Here is a 20,604-nt window from a genome sequence, read left to right as displayed (position 1 = left end):
CAACCTCACCACCGATCAAACCCGACGCATCCGAACGCTCACCAGCACCCGCACCCGCACCAGCACCCGGCGACATCGGAGCCATCGGAGCCATCGGCGGCATCATCTGCATACCCGGCACACCAACACCAGACGCCCCATCACCCACCGGCGACGACGACGCCCACCGCTCAGGCACCGCACTGTCCACACCAGACCCAACCACCGGATCACCGACACCCGCCAACCCCGCACCCCGCCACGGCTCAACCTCACCACCGATCAAACCCGACGCATCCGAACGCTCACCAGCACCCGCACCCGCACCAGCACCCGGCGACATCGGAGCCATCGGAGCCATCGGAGCCATCGGCGGCATCATCTGCATACCCGGCACACCGGCCGCACGACGGTCATCTGCCGCCATGCCGTCAGGCGTGCCACCTGCGGCCCAGTCCGCGGGCATCGACGTTTTCGGGAGTGCCGGCGGCGCGAACGGGGCGACAGGTTCGAGGCCGGAGTCTCCAGGCTTGGGAATGCCTGAGCCCGTTTCGGCAGAGCTGGGCTTGGGCGCGTTGAGGCCGCTGCCAAGGCCACTCGACGAGGGGGGAAGGGAAGCCGAAAACGGAGCCGGAACGAAGGGCGCGGCGCTGGGAACACCGGAAAGCGGCGCACCGGAAGCATCGAACGGCTGCGGCGAGAACGAACCCCCCTCCGGCACACCCCCACCATCAAACGCACCGGGCGAACCCGGACGCGGCGCACCGGAAGCGTCAAACGGCTGCGGCGAGAACGAACCCCCCTCCGGCACACCCCCACCATCAAACGCACCGGGCGAACCCGGACGCGGCGCACCGGAAGCATCGAACGGCTGCGGCGAGAACGGGTTCGCGTTCAAATCGGACAGCGTGCGGACGTCGAACGGCTGCGGCGGAGTGATGCCGCTCCCGTTGGGATTCGGTACCTCCGGCCCGTTGAACTTGAGTTCCGGTAGCGGCTTGGGGTTTCCTACGAGGTCGGGCAGCCGCTGTGGCTTGCTGTCGAGGCCGGGGCCAGGCGGATTGGGCTGCGCCCCCAGCGGGTTCGGAGTGCTGATGGGGACCAGTTCCGTTTCGAATCGCGTCTGTTCGTACTGGGCCGCCAGAATCTTCAGCACTTTACGCATGTCCGCGTCGAGCATCTGGACGATCTCGGGGAACAGGCTCACCCGGATCAGCCCGTTGTCCATCACAACGCTTTGCCCTTGACTGCGCAGCCAGTCCGGAGGGCGCATCCGCTTGGCTTCGTTCGCGTAATGAACGTCGATCGCCTGGACTGTTTGCTGCGCCCACTTGAGGTAGTCGCTGGAACGCAGCAGCTGCTCGGGAACCGAGTTGATCCGGGCCGGACCTCCGCGGAGCTGTTGAGCGTGGCTTTCGAAGGACTTGGCGAACTGGTCCATGAGGGCCAGAAAGGACTTGGCCGCCTCACCCTGCCAGGGCCCTCCCTCGCCGGCGAGCGCCTCCGCCTGGGCTTTCACCTGCTTTCCGACGATGCTGAGCGTTTCCTGCGCCATGTGAAAGTTCAGGCCCGCGTTGTAGAGCGTCCTCGGGTCGGACAGGTTGATGCTGGCGTCGAGTCTGGTGCCCTTGCCGACCGCAGCCGCTCCGTAGATCGCGGCCTTGATCTCCTTCCAGCCCCACCTGTCGTAATCCGCCCTGGTCGTGGCCGCTCCGTCACCAGTCGCGATGACGGCACCATCCTGGTTCTGGAATCCCGCTGTCGAGCTGTCAGCCATGTCACGGAGCTTTCCTGTCGGCGGCCGGTGGCCAGTGCTGGAAGGGCGAGGTGCGGCGGATCGTGTCGCTGATCGTGTCGCTGGGTCAGATCAGGCGGAAGTAGCGGGAGCCGGAGCCGCCACGGGAGGCGGGGCGGTGCCTGGGGATGCGACGACGCCAGGCACAGCGGCGGGAGCGGCGACACCCGTGGCCCTCGCTATGTAATCCTTGGCGCTCTGGATGTGGTCTCCGAGGTCGCGACCAGTGGCCTTGTTGAGCTCCTCGGCCGACTTGTAGGCGGCAGCGAGCTTGTCGAGCTCGTCCGCGGTGACGGTGATGGCCTGGATCGCCTTCACGATGAAGTCGAGCGTGGCCGGCTGAACCGCCGTGCCCTTGCCCCCGCTGCCCCCGGTCACCTTGATGACCAGTTCGTGGGCATCGAAGAACGCACCGGGAGCGAGCTGCACGGCCCCAATCTTGCTCTGGACGTCCCGGAGCGGAGTGATCAGCAAACGAAGGTTTTGCGAGAAGACCTTCAGCGCCTCGGTGCTGACCCGGATGCCACTGGTCGCGTTCTTGTCACCGCCCGCGGCCTTCGGCAGGTAGTCCTTGTACTTGTCCTCGTACTGGCTCGCTGGCGGTGGCGACAAGGTGTCTGAAGGACCAGACGTGTTGCCGTCGTACGGGCGGGCTGTGTTGTCACTCTGCGGAGCAGAGTTGCTCCCGCCAGGCTTCTGAGATGCAGTCGGTTCTTTCGGTTGACCGTTCATATCAACCATTGCAATCACTCCCTCTGAAGAACGGCTTGCCGAACCTCGGTGTGGTGCCACCAGGGAATTCCGGTGGCACCACACCGATTCACTTGACGCTGTAGCCGCCCCAGGCGTTCATGCCGGCGCGCTCAACGTCCAGGTAGCTCCCGGTGATGTTGTTGAGTGTCGCCTGCGCGCCGTTCAGGCTGCGGTGCATGCGCACGGCGGCCGCATCCCACTGGCTCCTGGCCTGCTCGTAGATGTGCTTGGCGCCGTCGTCCCAGTCCCCCAGGGTGGCACGGATCTGCCGGTCCATGCTCGCCAGTTCGGACTCGAGACGGCTGGTGATCGCGGCCATCTGGTCGCACACCGAGTCCGCCATACCGCGATTGAAGGTGTAGGTGTAGCCGGCCATTGCAAGGTCCTTCCGAAGTGTGGAGCCGAAGTGGTCGCGAGGGGCCTACAGGCCCTCCAGTCCAGGCCCGACGGGCATGCGAGCCGCGAGGTCGTTGTTGTACGCCTCACCGTTCGTGATGACACGACGGTTACCGTTCATCACTTCGATCATCTCGCCGAGCTTCCCGATGATGTAGTTGCAGTCGGACACCCACCCGTCCATCGAGCGATGGAAGGTCCGCGAGGCTTCACCGGTCCAAGTGCTGCGCAGCAGGGAGAGTTCCTGATCGACCTGGTTTACTCCGGCGCGGGCGATGGACTGCGTGTTGCCGAGATACGTCGCAGCCTGGTGCATTCCCGGGGTGGTGGTGGTTGACGTTCCGGACATTGGCATCTCCTCAGTGAACGAACTTGTTCAGGTTGCCTGGCGCGGGCAGCCCTCCAGGCAAACCCCACCGGAACAGAGAAGAGCACATGTCTCTCGTCTCATTCACTCCTTCGCCGTATTGATGCCCATCCACACCACGACCGCGACACGTTCGCCCATGGAGCGGACCGCCACCGAGCAACGACTCGAAGGAACAACGAGTGCGGACGAACGGGCAGGCCTCGCGCCCACACCTGGATCTGCATCTGCTCACAGGGAACGCTTGAGGCCGCGTCTCAGATGTTCACCGCCAAATCCGGCGCGGTGAAGTCCGCTGATGCACGAACACACCAGGAGGAACCGTGAAGAAGCTGGCGGGCGGTACGGCCTTGACGCTCGGCCTGCTCACCGCCTCCGCTACGCCCGCGTTGGCGGACAGCTGGTACTACACCGGATACTGGTACTACAGCGTGGAGGGGTGCGAGGCGGGCTACCAGCAGATGCTCCCGCCTGGCAGCCATACCGACCTGCCACACGAGTGCAGGTACAACGCGGGCGGCAACGTCTACGAACTGTGGCGCTTCCGGCTCTGACTCCTTTCGCCGGTGTTCGGTTCTGCCATCGCGCATCAGGGCTGCCGGGCAGGCGGCCCGTCCGGCAGGGCGGCCGCCCGCAGCACAAGAGGTCCACAGTGGACTTGTTCGGCCGAGGCGCCATGACGCCTCTGGTTGTGGCCCTTCTGACTTCACCGGGTGGGACGGCGGCGGCGTCAGAAGGGCCCTGAGCCCAGCCGACGACGCCGTCTGCGTTCGCTCAACGCAACAGGCAAACCCAACCGGCAGCTTTGCGATTCCGGAAAGCTGCCCCCCGCCGAAGCTGGAGATCAGTCAACTTCGCACGGTTCCATGGCACCATGACCTCGCAGACAGTCTGGACGACCATCCGCCCAGCAGCCACCAACCAAACGCGCCGCGAACTCGTCCGGGTCATGGTCCAGGCGTCCGACCCGCTCGTCACCTCGGGCATCACCACCACGCTGCACTCGATTCCCGGCATCGCTCTCGTCGCGGAGCCGAGCTTGGCGGAAGTGGTGGTGGCCGTCGCCGACTCGTCACTGCCCGCGCTTCACACGCACGGCAGCCTCCGCATCGTCCTCATCGCCGACGACGTGCGCCATCCCGGCCTTCTGGCCGCGGTGGAACACGGACTGATCGTGCTGGTGCCACGCATGGAGGCAACGCATCAGGCGCACCTGCTACGTGCCATCTCCGCAGTTCACCGCAGTCACGGCCACGTTGCTGCCGAACACCAGAACAGCCTGCGGCAGGTCCTGCTGGAGTGGAGTGAGAACGACCCCCGGTCTACCGGCCCTTCATCCGAGGACCTGTCCCCGCGAGAGGTCGAAGTGCTCCGGTTCCTCGCTGCCGGCCTCGACACCAGCGAGATCGCCGAGAGGCTCATCTACTCCGAGCGAACGGTCAAGAACGTGTTGCACAACCTCCTCAACAGGCGCAACCTCCGCAACAGGGCACACGCCGTGGCCTACGCCCTACGACAGGGTCTGATCTGACGCACCGCCGGTCACCCCGACAAGCTCACGTTCGTCCCTCAAGCACCACGACAGAAACAGCAGTTCGGGCAGCAGCGACCGAAGCAGGATCACCGTGCGCGTCGCCTTCTTCTCCCCATCGATCATCAACCGATGAGGATCGTGTGAGACGAGCACATCGCCGATCAAGCGACACCACGCATCGATGTCCGATGCACCTCTCAACACCACCACGGCATCGGCCATCGGCAACGTGACTGCCACGCGCCGAGCAGCTCGCACCGTGTCATTCAGGCACTCCACGGCATGCCAGGCGATTTCCCAGTCGGCGGCAGTCACAGGTAAGTGATCACTTACGATAGCGACGAGCCGTTGGTCGGTCAGCGGACCACGCGGCACCAGCCTGCCGATGCCCAAAGCGCCGCCACCAACCCAGACACAGCCTCTCAGCCCGAATTCGGCCAGCCGGACGACAGCGTCCGCACAGAACCTCAACGTGGTGATTTCCTCCTGGGTGAAGACTCCGACGACCATCTCGTCACCACAGCGGTCCCACCGAGCCATTAACTCACTCTCCGTATCCGGTTCGACGCACCCTCAGCACAGTCAAACGAAGCCAAACGAAGGTTTACCAGGAAATCGCGAGCGTAGGGCGACACAGCGCCAAGTGCCCCCTTCCGTCCACCTAATCCTGCCCTGGCCAGGAGGCCAGGACGGCGAAACTCGAACCAGCTCCCAGGTCCCCGGCTCGGTGACCCACCGACCCGTGCACGACAAGGCATCCACCGGGCCTGGCGGCAGGCAGGTCCGGGGTGAGTGCACGCTCCGAAACCGCCGGCGTGCCGTGACCTCCCCCTGGCTCCACCAGGTTGAGCCAGGGGGTCAACGCTGTCACCCTGCGTCTCTCCGCGAACGCTCCGCTGCACCCCCTGGGGCTCCGGCAAAGTCTGTGGCGTGGATGCAGGGCGGGCGCGGCGAAAGCGCACGGGTATCACCAGCGGACGGTGAAGGACGTGCCGGTCGATGGCCGCCAGGTTGTCGTCCGCCTGCGCGTACGGCGGCTGGTCTGTCGGCTCGGAACTGCCTGCGGCAGACGTTCCGAGAACAGATTCCCGGACTGCTGGAACGCCATCAGCGCCGCACGGTGCGGCTTGTCCGGCAGATATCCCCATGTAGCGCAAGAGTTATGTGGCCGGGCGGCACGCCTGGTCGGCCTGCTCGCTGTACCCGCCGCCGCCAGCGCTACGCCACGATCATCACCGATGCCGAGACCGCCGACGTTCCGCGGCCCTGCCCGGTCGCGACGCGGCCACCCAGGAGTCGTGGCTGCGCGAGTCCCCCGGTGTCGAGGTCGTGTGCCGGGACGGCTCGGCCACCTACGCCGAAGCTGTCCGCCGAGCCCTGTCCGACGCGGTGCAGGTCAGTGACCGATGACACCTACGGCGCAATCTCTGCGACAAGATTCTGCTCGAGGTACGCGTGCACGCCGGATGCTGGGCCACCGTCAACCCGCCCCGTCCCGGCGGCGTTCACGAGCAGACCATTCGCGAACGCTGGAACAAGGTCCACGACCTACTCGGCCACGGGGTCGTCTGCTCAACTGCTCCCTCCGCCTCGGCGTGGCCCTGAAACACCGTCAAACGCTACGCCCGCATGCCCGAACCTCAGGCCCTGCGCATCACCCCGACCTACCACCCGCTCCCACCTGATCATCTGCGTGCCCGCCGCGCGGCCGATCCCGCGGTCCCTGTCACTCACCTGCACGCAGAGATTCGCGAACTGGGCTACACCGGCAGTGCCACCCTGCTGGTCCGCTACCTCAACCAGGGCCACGCCGAAGGCGACCGCCCCGTCACCCCAGCCGCCTCCTGCTCACCAAACCCGCGAACCTGCGCCCGAACGACACCACCCTGCTGAAGAAGATCGCCGCAGCCTGCCCCGAGATGACCGCACTCGCCAATCTGGCACGCGGCTTCGCCGCACTGCTCACACCGGCTGCCGGCAACGACGTGAAACTCACCGAGTGGATCGCGCAGGCCCGCGCCGTCGATCTGCCGCATATACGCAGTCTCACCAACGATCCCGAGATCGACCGGTCCGCTGTGGACGGTGCCGTCACCTGGCCCTACCACAACGGCCGCACCGAAGGCGCCAACACCCGCACCGAGAGAATCATGAACAAATACACGGACGCGCCGGATTCAGCCTTCTCCACCACCGCATCCTCCTACCCTGACAGACAGCCGGCATCACCACCGACTACGGGCCAGAGCCCTTCGCATGACACGCCCCAGCCCCTCGATCGGGGCAAGCCCGGCAGCAAGATCCACGCGATGAGCGACCGCGGCGGCATCCCGCTGACCGTGGCCATCTCCGCGACCAACCGCAACTACCACCTCGAACTGGAAACCGCCGTCGACGGTCTGGGTCCCGGTCAAGGGGCTGGCCGGCAAGCCTCGCCGACGGCCGCACAAGCTGCACGCCGACAAGGACTACGACTACCCGTCCTGCCGCACAGCGTTGCGGCGCCGGGGCATCATCACCCGGATCGCCCGCAAGGGCATCGAGTCACCCAAGAAGCTGGAACGCCACCCCTACGTCATCGAACGAACCCTGGAGTCGGTTTCCCGGTTCCACCGCCTGGCACGCCGCTACGAACGCAAAGCCGCCCACTTCCTGCCATTCGCCCAGCTGGCCTGCACGGTGATCCGCTACCGCCGAATCATCAAGCCGGACCTGCTCACCCACAACAACCCCCAATGAGATGCGGCCTAAGCTTGAGCCAAGGGCAATGCAGACACGTTGTCACGCACCTCACCTCCGGCCGGACTGCTCAACACGATCGACCGCGATGCGGAAGGCCAGGCATTCCATCCTCGACTACCTCGACCCCGCCACCTACGAAGCCAACCGCAATCCCGCTTCCTCACTTCAGTTCAGGTTGACCAGACCTTGTCGACTTGTCCGTCTGAACGGACAAGTCCACCTCAACCCGCGAGTGACCACAATGGACAGTGTTGACAGCCAGGCGCACACCGTGGCGAAACCGGACAAGCCCCGGATGTCGCCGATCTGCTGACGATGGATGCGGCGCCGAAATCGTCTCTGAACTTCTTGCTGACAAAAGGAGAAGTGCTCCGCGGGCACGATGTGAGCACGCCCTGTGGGTGTCCGAAAGGGCACAGAGCACAACCCTCACGTCCGGATCGCTTGACCACGATCATCGCTGGCGGGCAGGTTTCACACCCGCACGTGGTGACCGCCGTTCCATTGCCGTGGAGGTCCGACCCGCATGACCGAGCCAGCGCTGGACGTTCATCTTACGCCCGAGTACGCGGCGCAGGCGCTCCGCGCGGACGTGCGCGCGGGGCTGACCGCGTACCCGAAATGGCTTTCGCTGAAGTGGTTCTACGACACTGTGGGCAGCGCGTTGTTCGAGGACATCACTCGACTGCCCGAATACTATCCAACCCGCGCCGAACGTGAGGTGCTTGCCGAACGGGCCCAGGAAATCGCGCGGACGACCGGCGCGTACGCGCTGGTCGAGCTGGGCTCCGGATCATCGCAGAAGACCCGGTTGTTGCTGAGCGCGCTCAGCCAGCACGGCAGTCTCCGTGAGTTCGTACCACAGGACGTCTCGGTGTCGGCGCTGACCGAGTCAGCGCGCGCGATCCTTGCGGACTATCCGGGACTCATCGTCCGCGGCGTGGTCGGAGACTTCACCCAGCACCTCCGCCTTCTGCCCGGCGAGTCACCGCGTGTGGTGGCGTTCCTCGGCGGCACGATCGGCAACCTGCTCCCCGACGAAAGAGGAAAGTTCTTTCGGATGGTGCGCGATGTGCTGCAGCCTGGAGAGTGGCTGCTGCTCGGAACGGATCTGGTGAAGGACCCCGAGACGTTGGTGCGTGCCTATGACGATTCGCAGGGCGTGAACGCGGAGTTCAACCGCAACGCGTTGAGCGTGATCAACCGGGAGGTCGGAGGTGACTTCGACCTCGAGGCGTTCGAGTACGTGGCGCTGTGGAACGCCGAGCAGGAGCAGATCGAGTTGGGGTTGCGCGCCAAGCGGGACATGCGAGTCACACTCACCGAACTTGGCCGGACCGTGGAGTTCCGCGAAGGAGAAGAGCTGAGGACAGCGGTGTCCGCAAAGTTCCGCGAAGACGTTGTGCGGAAGGAACTTGAGGACGGGGGCTTCGAGTTGCACCGCTGGTGGACCGATTCGGAGGAACGTTTCGCCGTCTCGTTGGCCCGAGCCATTTAGGTACCGACACTCCAACAGCCGAGATTACGAGACCGTTTCAGAACAACCGGTGTGGCTGCTGGTGGTTCCTGATGTTTGGGCGGGGTTGATCGTGTGATTGAAGAGGAGCCCGATCACTCGTGGCGGCACAGTTCTCGCCTCCGTCGAACTATGGGGTGTGGCGTGATCGGCGCCCATGCCTCCGACGACGTCCTTGGTCAATTGCGGTTTCCTCTTGAGCGCACCTCTCCTTGGGAGCTCCGGATGCCGCACGGCCTGACTCCTCGTCGAGCTGCTCGGCCAGAACCAAGATCCGGCACCAGCCAACGATGCCCCGTGGCGTCTTGTAGGTGCAGTACAACGCGTTCACGCTGTCGGCGATCCGGCTAGCGCGCTCATCAACGCGGTGAGGTACTCGCAGGCCTGCCGGATCGGCTGCATCCGGCCGAAACACGGCTTCACCCCACCGTTTGCCTCCATCACAACGTGATCATCCCGAGACGAACACCTCAAGAGCGCCCTCTCCACCCGAACTCTCTCCTGTCGAGATCATCTGAGTGCTGCGGCCGCAGCAGGAAGGACTTGATCACCGATGTCGATCGCGGTTGTCGGAGGTGGAATCGTCGGACTCAGCTGTGCGTGGAGCCTGCACCGCCGAGGGTTTGATGTCACAGTCCTCGACGCGGGGCGGTTCGGTGGTGAGGTTTCAGCGGTCAACGCGGGCTGGGTCACTCCCTCGTTGTCCACCCCGCTGGCCACTCCTGGCATTCTCCGGACCGGCGTGCGGCAAGCGTTCGATCAACGCGGCTCCCTCGTGATCAGGCCGCGAGCGAACGCATCGTGGATCCGATGGCTGTGGCGATTCCGAGCGGCAGCCGCGCCGGAAGCGTACAAACGCGGTGTGAAAGCGCTCTTGGAACTCAACGACAAGACTCTCGACCTGTTCGACGAGTACCGCGACAGCGGGGTCGACTTCGAGATGCACAGCACCGGCATCCTGGCATTGGCACGTGATCACGCTCATCTGAGCTGGTTCACGCAGCTGTTCGACGAACTGGGTCGACTGGGCTTCCAGGGCGACATCGAGTATCTCAGCCCGGAGCAAGCGCGCGTGCGCGAGCCCGCGCTCGGCGACGCGGTCGGCGCCGCCGCTCGGACGTCGATCGACCGGCACGTCGATCCGATGTCACTCACCGCGGGGTTGGCGGACTACCTGCGCCGCCGTGACGTGCGTCTGCTCGAGCACACACCGGTGGAAGGGATGGTCCAACGCGACGAACGATGGGTGCTCGCGACCCCGTCCGGGTCGGTGCAAGCCGACAACGTGGTGGTGGCACTTGGTGTCGCAACCAATTCGCTGTTGCGTCCGCTGGGAGTCCGAATTCCGATCCTCGGTGCCAAGGGCTACTCGATCGACCTGCAGGGCGAGGGCCAACTGCCGACGCACGCGCTCTACTTGATGGAGCCCAAGGTCGGTCTCAGTCCGCTGTCACGCGGGTTAAGGATCGCCGGAATCTTCGAACTAGGTGGGCAGCAAGACAACGAGGTCGTTCCGCGCCGAATCCGGCAGATCGTCGAGGACACCATGGGGTATCTGCGCGACTGGCAACCCGGTATGACGGGCTACGAGAGCCAGGGGACGGCTGGACTCCGACCCGCGACCCCGGACAGCCTGCCGTTTCTGGGACCGATTCCGCAGCTCCCAGGTGTCTATCTGGCCACAGGTCACGGGATGCTCGGCGTCACGCTGGCGCCGGCAAGCGGTGAAGCGATCGCGGACATGGTCGAGACACGGACTGTTCCGGAGACGCTGTTTCCCTTCCAACTCGCCGGCAGGCTCTGACTGCTCGTAGCGAGGCCTTGCCGCCGTCGTCCTGCCGTCGACGGGAGCTGGCGGACTCCAGGCATTTCCGGTGACGGCGGCGAGTGTGAGCGACCGGCTCAGCGAACGCGGCGTTCGCGCATCCACTACGGCCTCGTGCTACCTGTATCCACGGCGCGGCCAAGCACGGTGCGGCCGTGTGCTCAAGACGCCTTCCTGAACGGCACAAGTCTGCTCGCCAGCTCGCACCGCAGGCGCCGCGGCTCTCTGAACCGTCACGGATTTGAGACCGGCTTCGGTTTCAGACCAGCGCCGGTCGGCGCGGCGGGTGTTGAAGCGTAGTACGCGGCTTCGTACTCGGCCGGGGTCAGGTAGTCCAGGCGCGAGTGCAGGCGGGCGTTGTTGTACCAGTCTGCCCATTCCATGAGCGCGAACTCGACCTCGGAGAGGGTCTTGAACGGACCGTGCCGGTTGATGACCTCAGTCTTGAACAAGCCGATGATCGACTCCGCTAGAGCGTTGTCGCAGGCATCGCCCACGGAGCCTATGGACGCCGAGAGTCTCTGTAGAGCAAGGGATCGGTGAACTTCACTGACGTGTACTGGGCGGATTCAACTGGTCGTCGCAACACCCTTGATCGAGGGTGGAATGATGACTGGACCAAAGCAAAAGAGGGTTCGGGAGTATCGCGGGCAGATGCCCTCGCCGGGACGTCCGTCGGTGGCGTGGCGCGAAGATCGCGTGAGGTGCTGGGCGGCGATCGCTGATGGGGTGCTGACCGATGAAGCATCGGTAGCGGCTGGTGTGTCGGCTCCGGTCGGTTACGGGTGGTTCCGCCACGCTGGCGAGGTGAATCCGCGACTGTCCACAACGGTCTCCGGCCGCTATCTGTCGTTTGCCGAGCGTGAGGACATCGTGCTGCTGCGCGCTCGCGGCCTGGGCGTGCGTGAGATCGCTCGCCAGCCTGCTACGCCAATACTTTCCCAAAGGCACCGAACTCTCCCGCTGGAGCGCCGAGGAAATCGCCGCAGTCACCGCCACACTCAACTCACGCCCCCGCAAGACACTCGGCTGGAAGGCACCCGCCGAAGTCTTCGCCGACCATCTACGATCAACCCCAGGTACCGGTGTTGCGTCCACCGATTGAATCCGCCCAGTACACCTCTGACCAGTACGCCCGCTCGGCGGCTGACGCCGGAGTGCGGCTTTCCGTCGGCAGCAAGGGCCAGTGCTGGGACAACGCAGTCGCCGAGTCGTTCTTCGCCACCATCAAGACCGAGCTGCTCGATCGGCAGCCCTCGCCCACGAAAGCCAAGGCGCACAAGGCGATCTTCGAATACATCGAGAGCTGGCGCAACACCCGCTGCAAGCATTCCAGCCTCGGCCACCTCAGCTCCGCCGCCTACGAATCGACTCGATACCTGCCCCCGGCCAGCAACCCGGTTCACACGTTCTTCTTCGATGCAGGCGCTGTTGCCAAGATCTGTGGATCAAGATCTTCAGGTGGCTTTCTCGCCGGGGGTGTTCGACGAGCCTGCAGTCGATGAAGGTGGGCGCCTATTCGGACGAGTGCGACGAGCTGGGGTGCGTTGACCGCGCGCCAGGGGGTGGTTGCCGCTGGACTCGCAACTGGGACTGCGATCGCTGCGAGTCCCGGGAGCGCTTGAACGAGCGCTACCACAACCATCACGGCAGTGGGCTGCCTGCACTTGTGGCTTGGGCCGCGAGCGCAAACAAGTTGGCATGGACGGGCAAAGACGTAGTGAATCCGGCCAGAGGTTCTAGATTGTGCAGCTAGCCGAAAGAAGGAATCGCGAATGGTTCCATCTAATCTTGATCACACGATCATCGATGTGCTCAGACGTCGCGCGACGCAAACGCCGGACCACGTCGCCTACCGTTTCCTGGACGATGGCACCGGCGATCGAAGCACCTCGTGCACCTATCGCGAACTGTGGGTTCACGTCCGTACGGCCTCGGCGTGGCTGCGCGAGCTCGGGCTCGCCGGGCGCCGCGTCGTACTGGCCATGCCGCCTGGCATCGACCACGTCGCCACCTTCTTCGGCGCACTGCACGCGGGTGCCACCGTCGTACCCGCACCTGCACCCACCGGCCGCAGAGCCGCCGGCCACCTCTCGTCGATCATGCATGACTGCGATGCCGCCGCCGTGGTGGCGAAGTCCGGACACCTCGAACGATTCAACCTGCTGACTGGTGATACCCCGCGCCCGGTGCGAAGGCTGAGTCCGGAGTGGATGGACGCCGAGTGGGCGGACGCGGCCGAACTCACGCCCGCCGTGGTCACCGATCCGGCCGTGGTGCAGTACAGCTCGGGCTCCACCGGGCAGCCGAAAGGCGTGATTCTCAAGCATGAGCACTTGATGAGCAACGGTCGGGTGCTCACCGCACACATCGGCGAGGAGCCTGATCGCGTAGGGCTGACCTGGCTGCCACCGCACCACGACATGGGCCTCATCGGCACGATCGTGTTCGCGCTGCACGGTGGGTGGCCGCTGGTGATAATGGCGCCGGAACATTTCGCGCAGCAGCCCTACCGCTGGCTGCGCGCCATTGGCGAGCACCGAGTTACGATCTCGGTGACTCCAGCGTTCGCTCTCGACCTCTGCACGCGATCCGTGACCGACGAGGAGCTGTCCGGTCTCGACCTGTCATCGTTGCGGCACCTCTTCTGCGGCTCGGACCAGCTGTTCCCACATGCGGTGACCTCGTTCACCGACCGCTTCGCGCCGTACGGCTACCGCGAGCAAGCACTGATCCCCTGCTACGGCCTCGCGGAGGCGACGCTGTTCGTCAGCGGACGCGTGCCTGGGTCTCCGCTCGTGGTGCATGACGGCATCACCAGCTGTGGGGTCCTGGGCGCGGGACACGAGCTCCGGATCACCGACCCCGATACTGGCACGCCAGTACCGGATGAGGTCGTCGGGGAGATCCGGGTGCATGGACCGAATGTCGCCGAAGGCTACCTGGATCGTCCGGAGGACACCGCGCGCAGTTTTCCCGGCGATGGGTGGCTCCGCACCGGAGACCTCGGTTTCCGCCACCACGGCGAGTTGTTCGTGACCGGGCGGTTGAGCGGCATGATCGTGGTGAATGGACGCAACATCCAACCGCAGGACATCGAACGCACGGTCAACGCCGCACATGACCTCGTGCGCCGGAGCGTGGCCTTCGGCGTCGCCGTGGATGGAGCTGAAGCGGTCGTCGTAGTGGCAGAGCTGCGGTCCTACGACGTGGATGTCGCCGGCGTGCGCGCACAGGTACTGGCCGCCGTCGCCGCGGAACACGGTGTCCGCCCTGCCGACGTACGCTTCGTCAGCATCGGCTCCATTCCGACCACGACGAGTGGCAAGCTGCGAAGGAATGCCGCGCAGAGGCACTATCTCACTGGAGTCACGCCATGATGTCTCTGCGCACACTCGCGCTCGTCACGGTGATCGCCTCGACTGCGGGATTCCTCGGGGCTGTCGCGTTCAGCGTCCACTTCGGACTCTCTTGGACACACCTCACGCTGTTCGTGGTGATGTACCTGTTCACCTCCTTCGGCGTCGAGGGTGGTATGCACCGCTACTTCACCCACCGCTCGTTCGCCACAGGCTCGGTGCTCGCCACGTTGCTCGGTGTGGCCGGGTGCATGGCGGCGCAGGGCCCGATCCTCTTCTGGGTCTCGGTCCACCGCAAACACCACGCGTTCGCCGACAGGGAAGGCGATCCGCACTCGCCGCAGCCGATCGGCGACGACCGCCTGGCAGTGGTCCGCGGGCTGTGGCACGGACACATGGGCTGGCTGTTCCGTCTGGACCGCACGGGATGGCACCGGTTTGTGCCAGATCTGTTGCAGGAAAACAGGATCCTGTGGCTGGACCGTTACTACGCCGCATGGGTGCTGCTAGGCCTGGCGTTGCCCGCGGCAGTGGCTTACGGCCTCACGGGAAACGCCGTGGACATGCTGGGAGGCTTGCTGTGGGGTGGCCTCGCACGCATGTTCCTGCTGCACCACGTCACGTGGTCGGTGAACTCGCTCGGGCACACCTCGGGCAGGCGTCCGCACGAGACGCGCGACGCCAGCCACAACATCGCCTCACTCGCCCCGATCACCATCGGCGGATCCTGGCACAACAATCACCACGCCCGGCCCGCGCTCGCGCACAACCGGCAGCAGTTCTGGCAGGTCGACCTCACCGGGTCGGTGATCCGCCTGCTCGACCTCGCTGGCCTGGTGACAGACGTCCGCTACCCAGACCGACCGCATCGCGAGGAGGCGCGGCGATGACGACGCCGGCGAACTCGATCGTCCGGCTCGATCCGCACAGCCTGACGATGAAGCGTTTCTCCGCTCTCACCACGATGGTCCTGCCGATGATCGGCACGGGCATGGCGGCCTGGTTGCTGTGGACAGGCCAGTACACCTGGCTGGACATCACTCTGTTCGTCGTCATGTACCTCGTGCACATGGCCGGTGTGACGATCGGGTTGCACCGCTATGTCACGCACCGCGCGTTCTCCACATCGCCTTGGCTGACGAACGTGTTGATGGTCGCCGGAGGCATGGCCGCGCAGGGACCTCTCCTCTTCTGGGTCGCCACCCATCGCCGCCACCACCGGTTCGCCGACCACGAAGGCGACCCGCATTCACCGAACTTGCACGGGTTCGCTTTCCGGCAGCGGCTCCGTGGCCTCTGGTACGCGCACATGCCGTGGATGCTGAGCGAAGAATCCACGAAATGGTCGGTGTTCGCCCCCGACGTGCTGAGAGACCGCAGGTTGGTCGCGCACCACCGCTACTACCCGATGTGGGTGCTGCTGGGCCTCACGCTGCCCTCCGTGGTCGGACTGGTCGCCGGACAGAACGCTGCGGCAGCGTTCACAGGGTTCGTGTTCGGCGGTCTCGCGCGGATCTTCATGGCCAACCAGGCCGCCTGGTGCGTCGGCTCCATCTGTCACTCGTTCGGCAGCCGGAGGTTCGCGAACGACGACTACAGCACGAACAACTGGTGGGTCGCGGTGCTGACGTTCGGCGAAGGTCTCCAGAACAACCACCACGCCTTCCCCGGCTCGTTTCGGCACGCGGTGCACTGGTGGGAGCCCGACCTGAGCGGATGGATGATCGCAGGACTCGGCCGTCTCGGCCTGGTGTGGGACCTGCGCGAACCGACAGCGACGGCGATCGAGAAGAGACTCCGCCCGGCATCGGACAGATCGGTTCCCAACATCCAGCCCTGGACATCGACGAAATGATGGAGCACTCATGAGGTCGTCCCACAAGGCCAATGGCTTCACGGGTCCGGTCACCGAGGAAACGCTGCGGCGATGGCTGGTCGGCTACCTCGCTGACCAGATGAAGGTAGATGAGTCCGAAGTGGACCCAGAACGTGAGTTCGAGGCGTACGGCCTCGACTCGCGCGTAGGCCTCCAGCTTTCTGGGAAGCTGGAGAAGATACTCGAACGCAGGCTCAGCCCGGGACTGGTCTACCAGCACCACTCGATCAACGCTCTCATCGCGCATCTGATGCGATCGGAGGTGGAACGGTGACTTCCTCAGAAGCTGACGCGTTCGCGGAGTTCCTGGAAAGGTCACGGGGCCTTGAGGGAAGAAGGCTCACCGACTCCATCCCGAAGGAGTTCTTCAGGCCGCGCGTGGGCAGAGGCCTCTTGGGCTTCGCGGTGAGTTCGGCGCTCTACGTCGGCGCTGTGGTAGCGACGGCGTTCGTTCCGCACTGGTCGCTGTTGCTCCCGCTGTGGCTGGTCGCCGGACTCGGGGGGTGGGGCCTGCACTGCATCGCGCACGACTGCGGTCACGGATCCTTCTCACGATCACGCAGGCTCAACGTCGTGATCGGCAGCGTCGCGCTGCTGCCTCTGCTGTACCCGTTCCACTCGTGGCGGCATGTGCACAACATGCACCACACGCACACGAACAACATCGAGCTGGACACGGATTGGCGTCCGCTGCCGGTCGAGGTCTACGAGCGGCTGTCACCGTTCGCGAAAGCCGTCTACGCCGGCATCCGAACGTGGGCCTTCTGGGGCGGCACGATCCACTACTGGCTGGTGTCCGCCTTCCGACCTGGGTTCTTTCCGAAAGTGGCGGCACGAGTGGAGGTACAGCGTTCTATCGCGTTCACCGCTCCGGTCGGTCTGCTGTACCTCGGCGGCCTTTGGTACTTCACCGGTACGAGCGGGCTGGTCATCCACTTCGTGATGCCGTTCCTGTTCATCCATCTGTGGTTCAGCGGCACCACGCTCATGCACCACAGCGCAAGCGACGTGCCTTTCCTGCACTCGGAGCACTGGACCCGCAACGCAGCTCGGTTGTTGCTCACCACCGACTACGTGTACCCGCGACTTCTGTTGTTCCTGACGCACAACATCTCTGTGCACACGGCACACCACGTCGCACCCGCCATCCCGTTCTACAACCTGCCTCAGGCCCAGGAGGCCCTCAAACGAGCACACCCCGGCATGGTGCGCGAACGCAGGCTGAGCGCGGGGTCGCTGTGGCGGATTCTGCGCGACCTGCACCTGCACGACGAGCGGACGGGCTTCTACCAGGACTTCGAGCACCGGCCCGTGCAGCCGGGAAGGTGAGCGCCGATGACTAGCGTGCGGATGAGCCCCAACGAAGCGCTGGCGACGCTGTTCACCGATGAAGGCAAACGGAACCCCTATCCATGCTACGAAGCGCTTCGCGAGCTCGGACCGGTGATTCCGCTCGGCCCGAACCTCACCGTCGTAACGGGACACGCCGAGAGCGCTGCCGTGCTGCGCGATCGGAACTTCCTCGTCACAGACGCTGCTGAGCACCGCCTCACCGGCATGATCACGCACTCGTCGTGGAACTGCTTCACCAAGATCGTGATGTTCTCCAACGAACCGGATCACAGTCGCCTGCGCGAGTTCTTTCGCGAACCCTACTCACCGAGAAACGTGGGGAAGACACGCGCTCTCGTCGAGAGCCAGGCGGAGCGCTTGTGCGACGAACTGGCTGAGCGAGCTCCCAGGCCGATCGATCTGGTTGAGGAGTTCACGTTCCGGCTTGCCGCGGCGGTCACCGGCGACCTGCTCGGCATCCCCGAACCTGACCAGCCGGCTTTGCGCGGCCCGATTCTGGCCGCCACGACGGCGTTCGAACCGATCTTCGATCCGGCCGAGCTGGCTGAGGGTGATCTGGCCATGGACGAGCTGCTCACCCATGTGGCGCGACTCGTCCACCGCTCACGCTCGTGTCCCCGCGACGACCTGACAAGCGCGCTGGTCCGCGAACGCGACTCACTCGGGTTGATCAGCGAAGAGGAGTTGCACGCCGGGCTGGTGATGCTGCTGATCTCCGGCGCACAGACACCGAGCGACCTTCTCGGCAACGCCATCCGGCTGGCTCTGGACCACCGCGGCCAGGAAGCGGAACCTGGATTCGTCACCGAAGTGCTTCGACACGACCCACCAATCCACGCCCTCACCAGGGTGGTGGATCGGGAAGGGGAGATCGCTGGTATCACCGTGCGGCCAGGCTCACGCGTCTTCGTGCTGCTCGCCGCCGCGAACCGCGACCACCGCCGCTTCGCTGCGGCCAACGAGTTCAACCCGTCCAGGGAACACAACCAGCCCCTCGCGTTTGGTCTCGGAGCTCACCACTGCCTGGGTGCGGCGCTCGCGACGATGCAGACCGAGGTCGCGCTCGGCGTGGTGCTGCGGCGGTTCCCCCGGATGCGACGGACGGGCGAGTACGGCTATCGAGGACAGCTGGTGCAGCGAGGCCTGACGCGGTTGGACGTCAAGCTGAGCTGATGCCAATACCACGAAGACCGCATCTCGTTCGGGGTGTTGCGAGGTAGGCGATATCGTTGATCAACGATGAGCGATGTGGAGAAGTGCTGCCCGGAGCCGTTGTGGCTGGTGGCGCAGCCTTTGCTGCCGATGCGCCGCAACGTCACCCGTGCGGAGGGCTGGCGGCGCCTGGACGACCGGTCGTGAAGGCGGCCATCGGTGTACGTGCTGCGGACCAGATGTGCCTGGTCGGCGCTGCCGGCGTCGTTCGGGGTCAGCACGCCGACCGCGCATCGCCGGTTCACCGAGTGGGTCGAGGCGGGCGTGTTCACCCGGCTGCACCAGACGCCGGACGCGTGGATGACATCCCCCACGTAGTCCTTGCTGCATCAACGAGGTGACGTCCCGGACAGCCTGGCCCTGGCCGGACATCAGCACCACGATCGCCCGCCGCAACCGGACCGGATCCTTCGAACTCCGGCTGATCCGCTGCAGCATGCGGCCTTCCTCCAACGACAACGGCCGGACGAACACGCTCGGCCGACAAGCCACAACCACCTCCCGCGCTCGACATGCGGGACCAGCCTGCCGTGTGGGGTGTCAAAACTCGGCGTCGGACCATTGACCTGCGGTGATCGCGCATGACGGCAGTGAGGCATGCTTGTGGCTGTGGCGTTACGACTGCTGTATCTGATCTTCGTCCGACTCGCTGACTGGCTGGTTCTGCTCGGCCTATCCTCCGCGGCCAAGGACGTCGAGCTGCTCGTGTTGCGGCACGAGATCGCCGTCTTGCGTCGGACCACTCGCCGCCCGCGTCCGGATTGGGCCGACCGCGCGGTACTCGCGGCACTGGTGCGACAACTCCCCCGGCTGCTGCGCGAGCATCGATTGGTGGCGCCAGGCACCGTGCTGCGATGGCATCGGCGCCTGGTCGCGAAGAAGTGGACCTACCCGAACCGGACTGGGCGCCCACCACTCGATGACACAGTGGTGGCGTTGATCGAGCGGATGGCACGGGAGAACCCAGGCTGGGGCTACCGCCGCATCCAGGGCGAACTGCTCAAGCTCGGCCACCAGGTCGCCGCGTCGACCATCCGCCGTGTGCTCCAGCGTCTGCGGATATCGCCCTCGCCGACCCGGAACACCGACGTCTCCTGGCGGCGGTTCCTGCGAGCTCAAGCCGCAAGCATGCTGGCCTGCGACTTCTTCCACGTCGACTGCGCCATCACCCTGAAACGGGTCTACGTGTTCTTCGTAATGGAAGTAGCCACGCGCTACGTCCACATCCTCGGCACCACCACGAACCCTGGACCACCCAACAGGCTCGTAACGTACTCATGGACCTCGGCGACCAGGCCGACAGCTTCCGGTTCCTGGTCCGTGACAGGGTCGGACAGTTCACCGCCTCCTTCGACGCCGTCCTGGCCGACGCCGGCGTCGCCGTCGTGAAGATCCCGCCACAGTGCCCACGAGCCAACTGCTACGCCGAACGATTCGTCGGCACCGTCAGACGTGAAGTCACCGACCGCCTGCTCATCATCAACGAACACCACTTGAGAACAGTGCTGGACCGCTACGCGTCCCACTACAACCACCGCCGACCCCACCGAGCGCGACAACTCACCCCACCACGACCAGACCATGCCATTCCGCAGCCGAGCCCAACTCCGATACGCTGTCGACCGATCCTCGGCGGCCTGATCAACGAGTACGAACCCGCCGCCTAACACACAGGTCAGAGCCACGCGGCCGACTTTTGACACCCCACACCATCGACCTCGGCCCCGCATCGACACCCGCGGCCCGCCCATCGAACGACGTGTCCGCCACGCCATCGAAACCGCCCGCGCCTATGTCCGGTGGAACCGCCTCGACGACGCGCTCGCCGTGCTGTTCGCCGCAGAACACGATGCACCCGAACAAGTCCGCTACCACCGGCTGTCCCGCATCCTCGTGC

The 20,604-nt window shown here is 65.2% G+C and carries 20 protein-coding genes and 4 pseudogenes; 18 read left to right on the top strand and 6 right to left on the bottom strand.

The window, feature by feature from the left end; all coding sequences use genetic code 11:
• The 4 genes and pseudogenes from ABZV40_RS18805 to ABZV40_RS18790 form a co-directional block, all read right to left on the bottom strand.
• Positions 1-1,756 (bottom strand): annotated as a pseudogene (locus ABZV40_RS18805) (hypothetical protein); the annotation flags it as partial.
• 90 nt (positions 1,757-1,846) lie between these two features.
• Positions 1,847-2,386 carry a hypothetical protein gene (locus ABZV40_RS18800; protein ID WP_355442573.1) on the bottom strand — a complete coding sequence of 180 codons (540 nt, stop codon included), beginning with the start codon at positions 2,384-2,386 and terminating at the stop codon, positions 1,847-1,849.
• Positions 2,387-2,594: 208 nt separating this feature from the next.
• Entirely contained in the window at positions 2,595-2,903 is a 309-nt protein-coding gene (locus ABZV40_RS18795; protein ID WP_355442570.1) for a WXG100 family type VII secretion target, read from the bottom strand.
• 45 nt (positions 2,904-2,948) lie between these two features.
• Positions 2,949-3,278, bottom strand: coding sequence for a WXG100 family type VII secretion target (locus tag ABZV40_RS18790; RefSeq protein WP_355442567.1), 330 nt, complete (start codon positions 3,276-3,278; stop codon positions 2,949-2,951).
• Positions 3,279-3,613: 335 nt separating this feature from the next.
• Here ABZV40_RS18790 and ABZV40_RS18785 point away from each other — a divergent pair, with 335 nt between their 5' ends.
• Both ABZV40_RS18785 and ABZV40_RS18780 read left to right on the top strand, forming a co-directional pair.
• Positions 3,614-3,844, top strand: coding sequence for a hypothetical protein (locus ABZV40_RS18785; protein ID WP_355442563.1), 231 nt, complete (start codon positions 3,614-3,616; stop codon positions 3,842-3,844).
• Between the two features lie 320 nt (positions 3,845-4,164).
• Positions 4,165-4,821 carry a LuxR C-terminal-related transcriptional regulator gene (locus ABZV40_RS18780; protein WP_355442560.1) on the top strand — a complete coding sequence of 219 codons (657 nt, stop codon included), beginning with the start codon at positions 4,165-4,167 and terminating at the stop codon, positions 4,819-4,821.
• On the opposite strand, the gene ABZV40_RS18775 is transcribed toward ABZV40_RS18780, so the two are convergent.
• A complete protein-coding gene (locus tag ABZV40_RS18775) occupies positions 4,801-5,334 on the bottom strand; it encodes a hypothetical protein (RefSeq protein WP_355442557.1) in 534 nt (177 codons plus the stop codon). The genes ABZV40_RS18780 and ABZV40_RS18775 overlap by 21 nt on opposite strands.
• 443 nt (positions 5,335-5,777) lie before the next feature.
• On the opposite strand from ABZV40_RS18775, the pseudogene ABZV40_RS18770 reads away from it, so the two are divergent.
• The 4 genes and pseudogenes from ABZV40_RS18770 to ABZV40_RS18755 form a co-directional block, all read left to right on the top strand.
• A pseudogene (locus ABZV40_RS18770) lies at positions 5,778-7,036 on the top strand (transposase); the annotation flags it as partial.
• A gap of 284 nt (positions 7,037-7,320) precedes the next feature.
• Positions 7,321-7,563, top strand: a complete 243-nt coding sequence (locus ABZV40_RS18765) for a hypothetical protein (RefSeq protein WP_355442554.1) — start codon at positions 7,321-7,323, stop codon at positions 7,561-7,563.
• 529 nt (positions 7,564-8,092) lie between these two features.
• The gene (egtD, locus tag ABZV40_RS18760) at positions 8,093-9,064 is read left to right on the top strand and encodes an L-histidine N(alpha)-methyltransferase (protein ID WP_355442551.1); all 972 of its coding nucleotides are present in this window, start codon (positions 8,093-8,095) and stop codon (positions 9,062-9,064) included.
• A gap of 571 nt (positions 9,065-9,635) precedes the next feature.
• A complete protein-coding gene (locus tag ABZV40_RS18755) occupies positions 9,636-10,886 on the top strand; it encodes an FAD-dependent oxidoreductase (RefSeq protein ID WP_355442549.1) in 1,251 nt (416 codons plus the stop codon).
• Positions 10,887-11,140: 254 nt separating this feature from the next.
• Here ABZV40_RS18755 and ABZV40_RS18750 read toward each other — a convergent pair whose 3' ends face one another.
• The gene (locus ABZV40_RS18750) at positions 11,141-11,413 is read right to left on the bottom strand and encodes an integrase core domain-containing protein (RefSeq protein WP_355442715.1); all 273 of its coding nucleotides are present in this window, start codon (positions 11,411-11,413) and stop codon (positions 11,141-11,143) included.
• A 100-nt stretch (positions 11,414-11,513) separates the two neighbouring features.
• On the opposite strand from ABZV40_RS18750, the pseudogene ABZV40_RS18745 reads away from it, so the two are divergent.
• The 12 genes and pseudogenes from ABZV40_RS18745 to ABZV40_RS18690 form a co-directional block, all read left to right on the top strand.
• Positions 11,514-11,828: pseudogene (locus tag ABZV40_RS18745) on the top strand (helix-turn-helix domain-containing protein); the annotation flags it as partial.
• A gap of 4 nt (positions 11,829-11,832) precedes the next feature.
• Positions 11,833-12,012: pseudogene (locus tag ABZV40_RS18740) on the top strand (IS30 family transposase); the annotation flags it as partial.
• Entirely contained in the window at positions 11,993-12,412 is a 420-nt protein-coding gene (locus ABZV40_RS18735; RefSeq protein ID WP_355442546.1) for an integrase core domain-containing protein, read from the top strand. The pseudogene ABZV40_RS18740 and the gene ABZV40_RS18735, both read left to right, overlap by 20 nt.
• Before the next feature lie 270 nt (positions 12,413-12,682).
• On the top strand, positions 12,683-14,287 hold the full coding sequence (locus ABZV40_RS18730; RefSeq protein ID WP_355442543.1) for a fatty acyl-AMP ligase: 1,605 nt from the start codon (positions 12,683-12,685) through the stop codon (positions 14,285-14,287).
• Positions 14,284-15,156, top strand: coding sequence for an acyl-CoA desaturase (locus ABZV40_RS18725; protein WP_355442540.1), 873 nt, complete (start codon positions 14,284-14,286; stop codon positions 15,154-15,156). The genes ABZV40_RS18730 and ABZV40_RS18725 overlap by 4 nt, the downstream gene beginning before the upstream one ends.
• Positions 15,153-16,121 carry an acyl-CoA desaturase gene (locus ABZV40_RS18720; RefSeq protein WP_355442537.1) on the top strand — a complete coding sequence of 323 codons (969 nt, stop codon included), beginning with the start codon at positions 15,153-15,155 and terminating at the stop codon, positions 16,119-16,121. The genes ABZV40_RS18725 and ABZV40_RS18720 overlap by 4 nt, the downstream gene beginning before the upstream one ends.
• A 10-nt stretch (positions 16,122-16,131) precedes the next feature.
• On the top strand, positions 16,132-16,416 hold the full coding sequence (locus ABZV40_RS18715; RefSeq protein WP_355442534.1) for an acyl carrier protein: 285 nt from the start codon (positions 16,132-16,134) through the stop codon (positions 16,414-16,416).
• Complete coding sequence (locus ABZV40_RS18710) at positions 16,413-17,471, top strand: fatty acid desaturase (RefSeq protein WP_355442531.1); 1,059 nt, start codon at positions 16,413-16,415, stop codon at positions 17,469-17,471. The genes ABZV40_RS18715 and ABZV40_RS18710 overlap by 4 nt, the downstream gene beginning before the upstream one ends.
• A gap of 6 nt (positions 17,472-17,477) precedes the next feature.
• Positions 17,478-18,668: a cytochrome P450 gene (locus tag ABZV40_RS18705; RefSeq protein ID WP_355442528.1), complete on the top strand. Its 1,191-nt coding sequence runs from the start codon at positions 17,478-17,480 to the stop codon at positions 18,666-18,668.
• 198 nt (positions 18,669-18,866) lie between these two features.
• Entirely contained in the window at positions 18,867-19,025 is a 159-nt protein-coding gene (locus tag ABZV40_RS18700) for a transposase (protein WP_355442525.1), read from the top strand.
• Between the two features lie 291 nt (positions 19,026-19,316).
• Complete coding sequence (locus ABZV40_RS18695; RefSeq protein WP_355442522.1) at positions 19,317-20,096, top strand: helix-turn-helix domain-containing protein; 780 nt, start codon at positions 19,317-19,319, stop codon at positions 20,094-20,096.
• Positions 19,985-20,374, top strand: a complete 390-nt coding sequence (locus ABZV40_RS18690; RefSeq protein WP_355442519.1) for an integrase core domain-containing protein — start codon at positions 19,985-19,987, stop codon at positions 20,372-20,374. The genes ABZV40_RS18695 and ABZV40_RS18690 overlap by 112 nt, the downstream gene beginning before the upstream one ends.
• Positions 20,375-20,604 lie beyond the last annotated feature (230 nt).

The organism is Lentzea sp. NPDC004782 (assembly GCF_040609115.1).
GTDB lineage: Bacteria > Actinomycetota > Actinomycetes > Mycobacteriales > Pseudonocardiaceae > Lentzea.
This window is presented reverse-complemented; position numbering and strand designations above follow the sequence as displayed.

What these genes read in the sequence shown, in the direction of transcription:
- ABZV40_RS18730 (WP_355442543.1), top strand. Translation starts at nt 12,683, where the DNA reads ATGGTTCCATCTAATCTTGATCACACGATCATCGATGTGCTCAGACGT.
- egtD (WP_355442551.1), top strand. Translation starts at nt 8,093, where the DNA reads ATGACCGAGCCAGCGCTGGACGTTCATCTTACGCCCGAGTACGCGGCG.
- ABZV40_RS18690 (WP_355442519.1), top strand. Translation starts at nt 19,985, where the DNA reads ATGGACCTCGGCGACCAGGCCGACAGCTTCCGGTTCCTGGTCCGTGAC.
- ABZV40_RS18720 (WP_355442537.1), top strand. Translation starts at nt 15,153, where the DNA reads ATGACGACGCCGGCGAACTCGATCGTCCGGCTCGATCCGCACAGCCTG.
- ABZV40_RS18780 (WP_355442560.1), top strand. Translation starts at nt 4,165, where the DNA reads ATGACCTCGCAGACAGTCTGGACGACCATCCGCCCAGCAGCCACCAAC.
- ABZV40_RS18715 (WP_355442534.1), top strand. Translation starts at nt 16,132, where the DNA reads ATGAGGTCGTCCCACAAGGCCAATGGCTTCACGGGTCCGGTCACCGAG.
- ABZV40_RS18775 (WP_355442557.1), bottom strand. Translation starts at nt 5,334, where the DNA reads ATGGTCGTCGGAGTCTTCACCCAGGAGGAAATCACCACGTTGAGGTTC.
- ABZV40_RS18795 (WP_355442570.1), bottom strand. Translation starts at nt 2,903, where the DNA reads ATGGCCGGCTACACCTACACCTTCAATCGCGGTATGGCGGACTCGGTG.
- ABZV40_RS18705 (WP_355442528.1), top strand. Translation starts at nt 17,478, where the DNA reads ATGACTAGCGTGCGGATGAGCCCCAACGAAGCGCTGGCGACGCTGTTC.
- ABZV40_RS18755 (WP_355442549.1), top strand. Translation starts at nt 9,636, where the DNA reads ATGTCGATCGCGGTTGTCGGAGGTGGAATCGTCGGACTCAGCTGTGCG.
- ABZV40_RS18725 (WP_355442540.1), top strand. Translation starts at nt 14,284, where the DNA reads ATGATGTCTCTGCGCACACTCGCGCTCGTCACGGTGATCGCCTCGACT.
- ABZV40_RS18790 (WP_355442567.1), bottom strand. Translation starts at nt 3,278, where the DNA reads ATGCCAATGTCCGGAACGTCAACCACCACCACCCCGGGAATGCACCAG.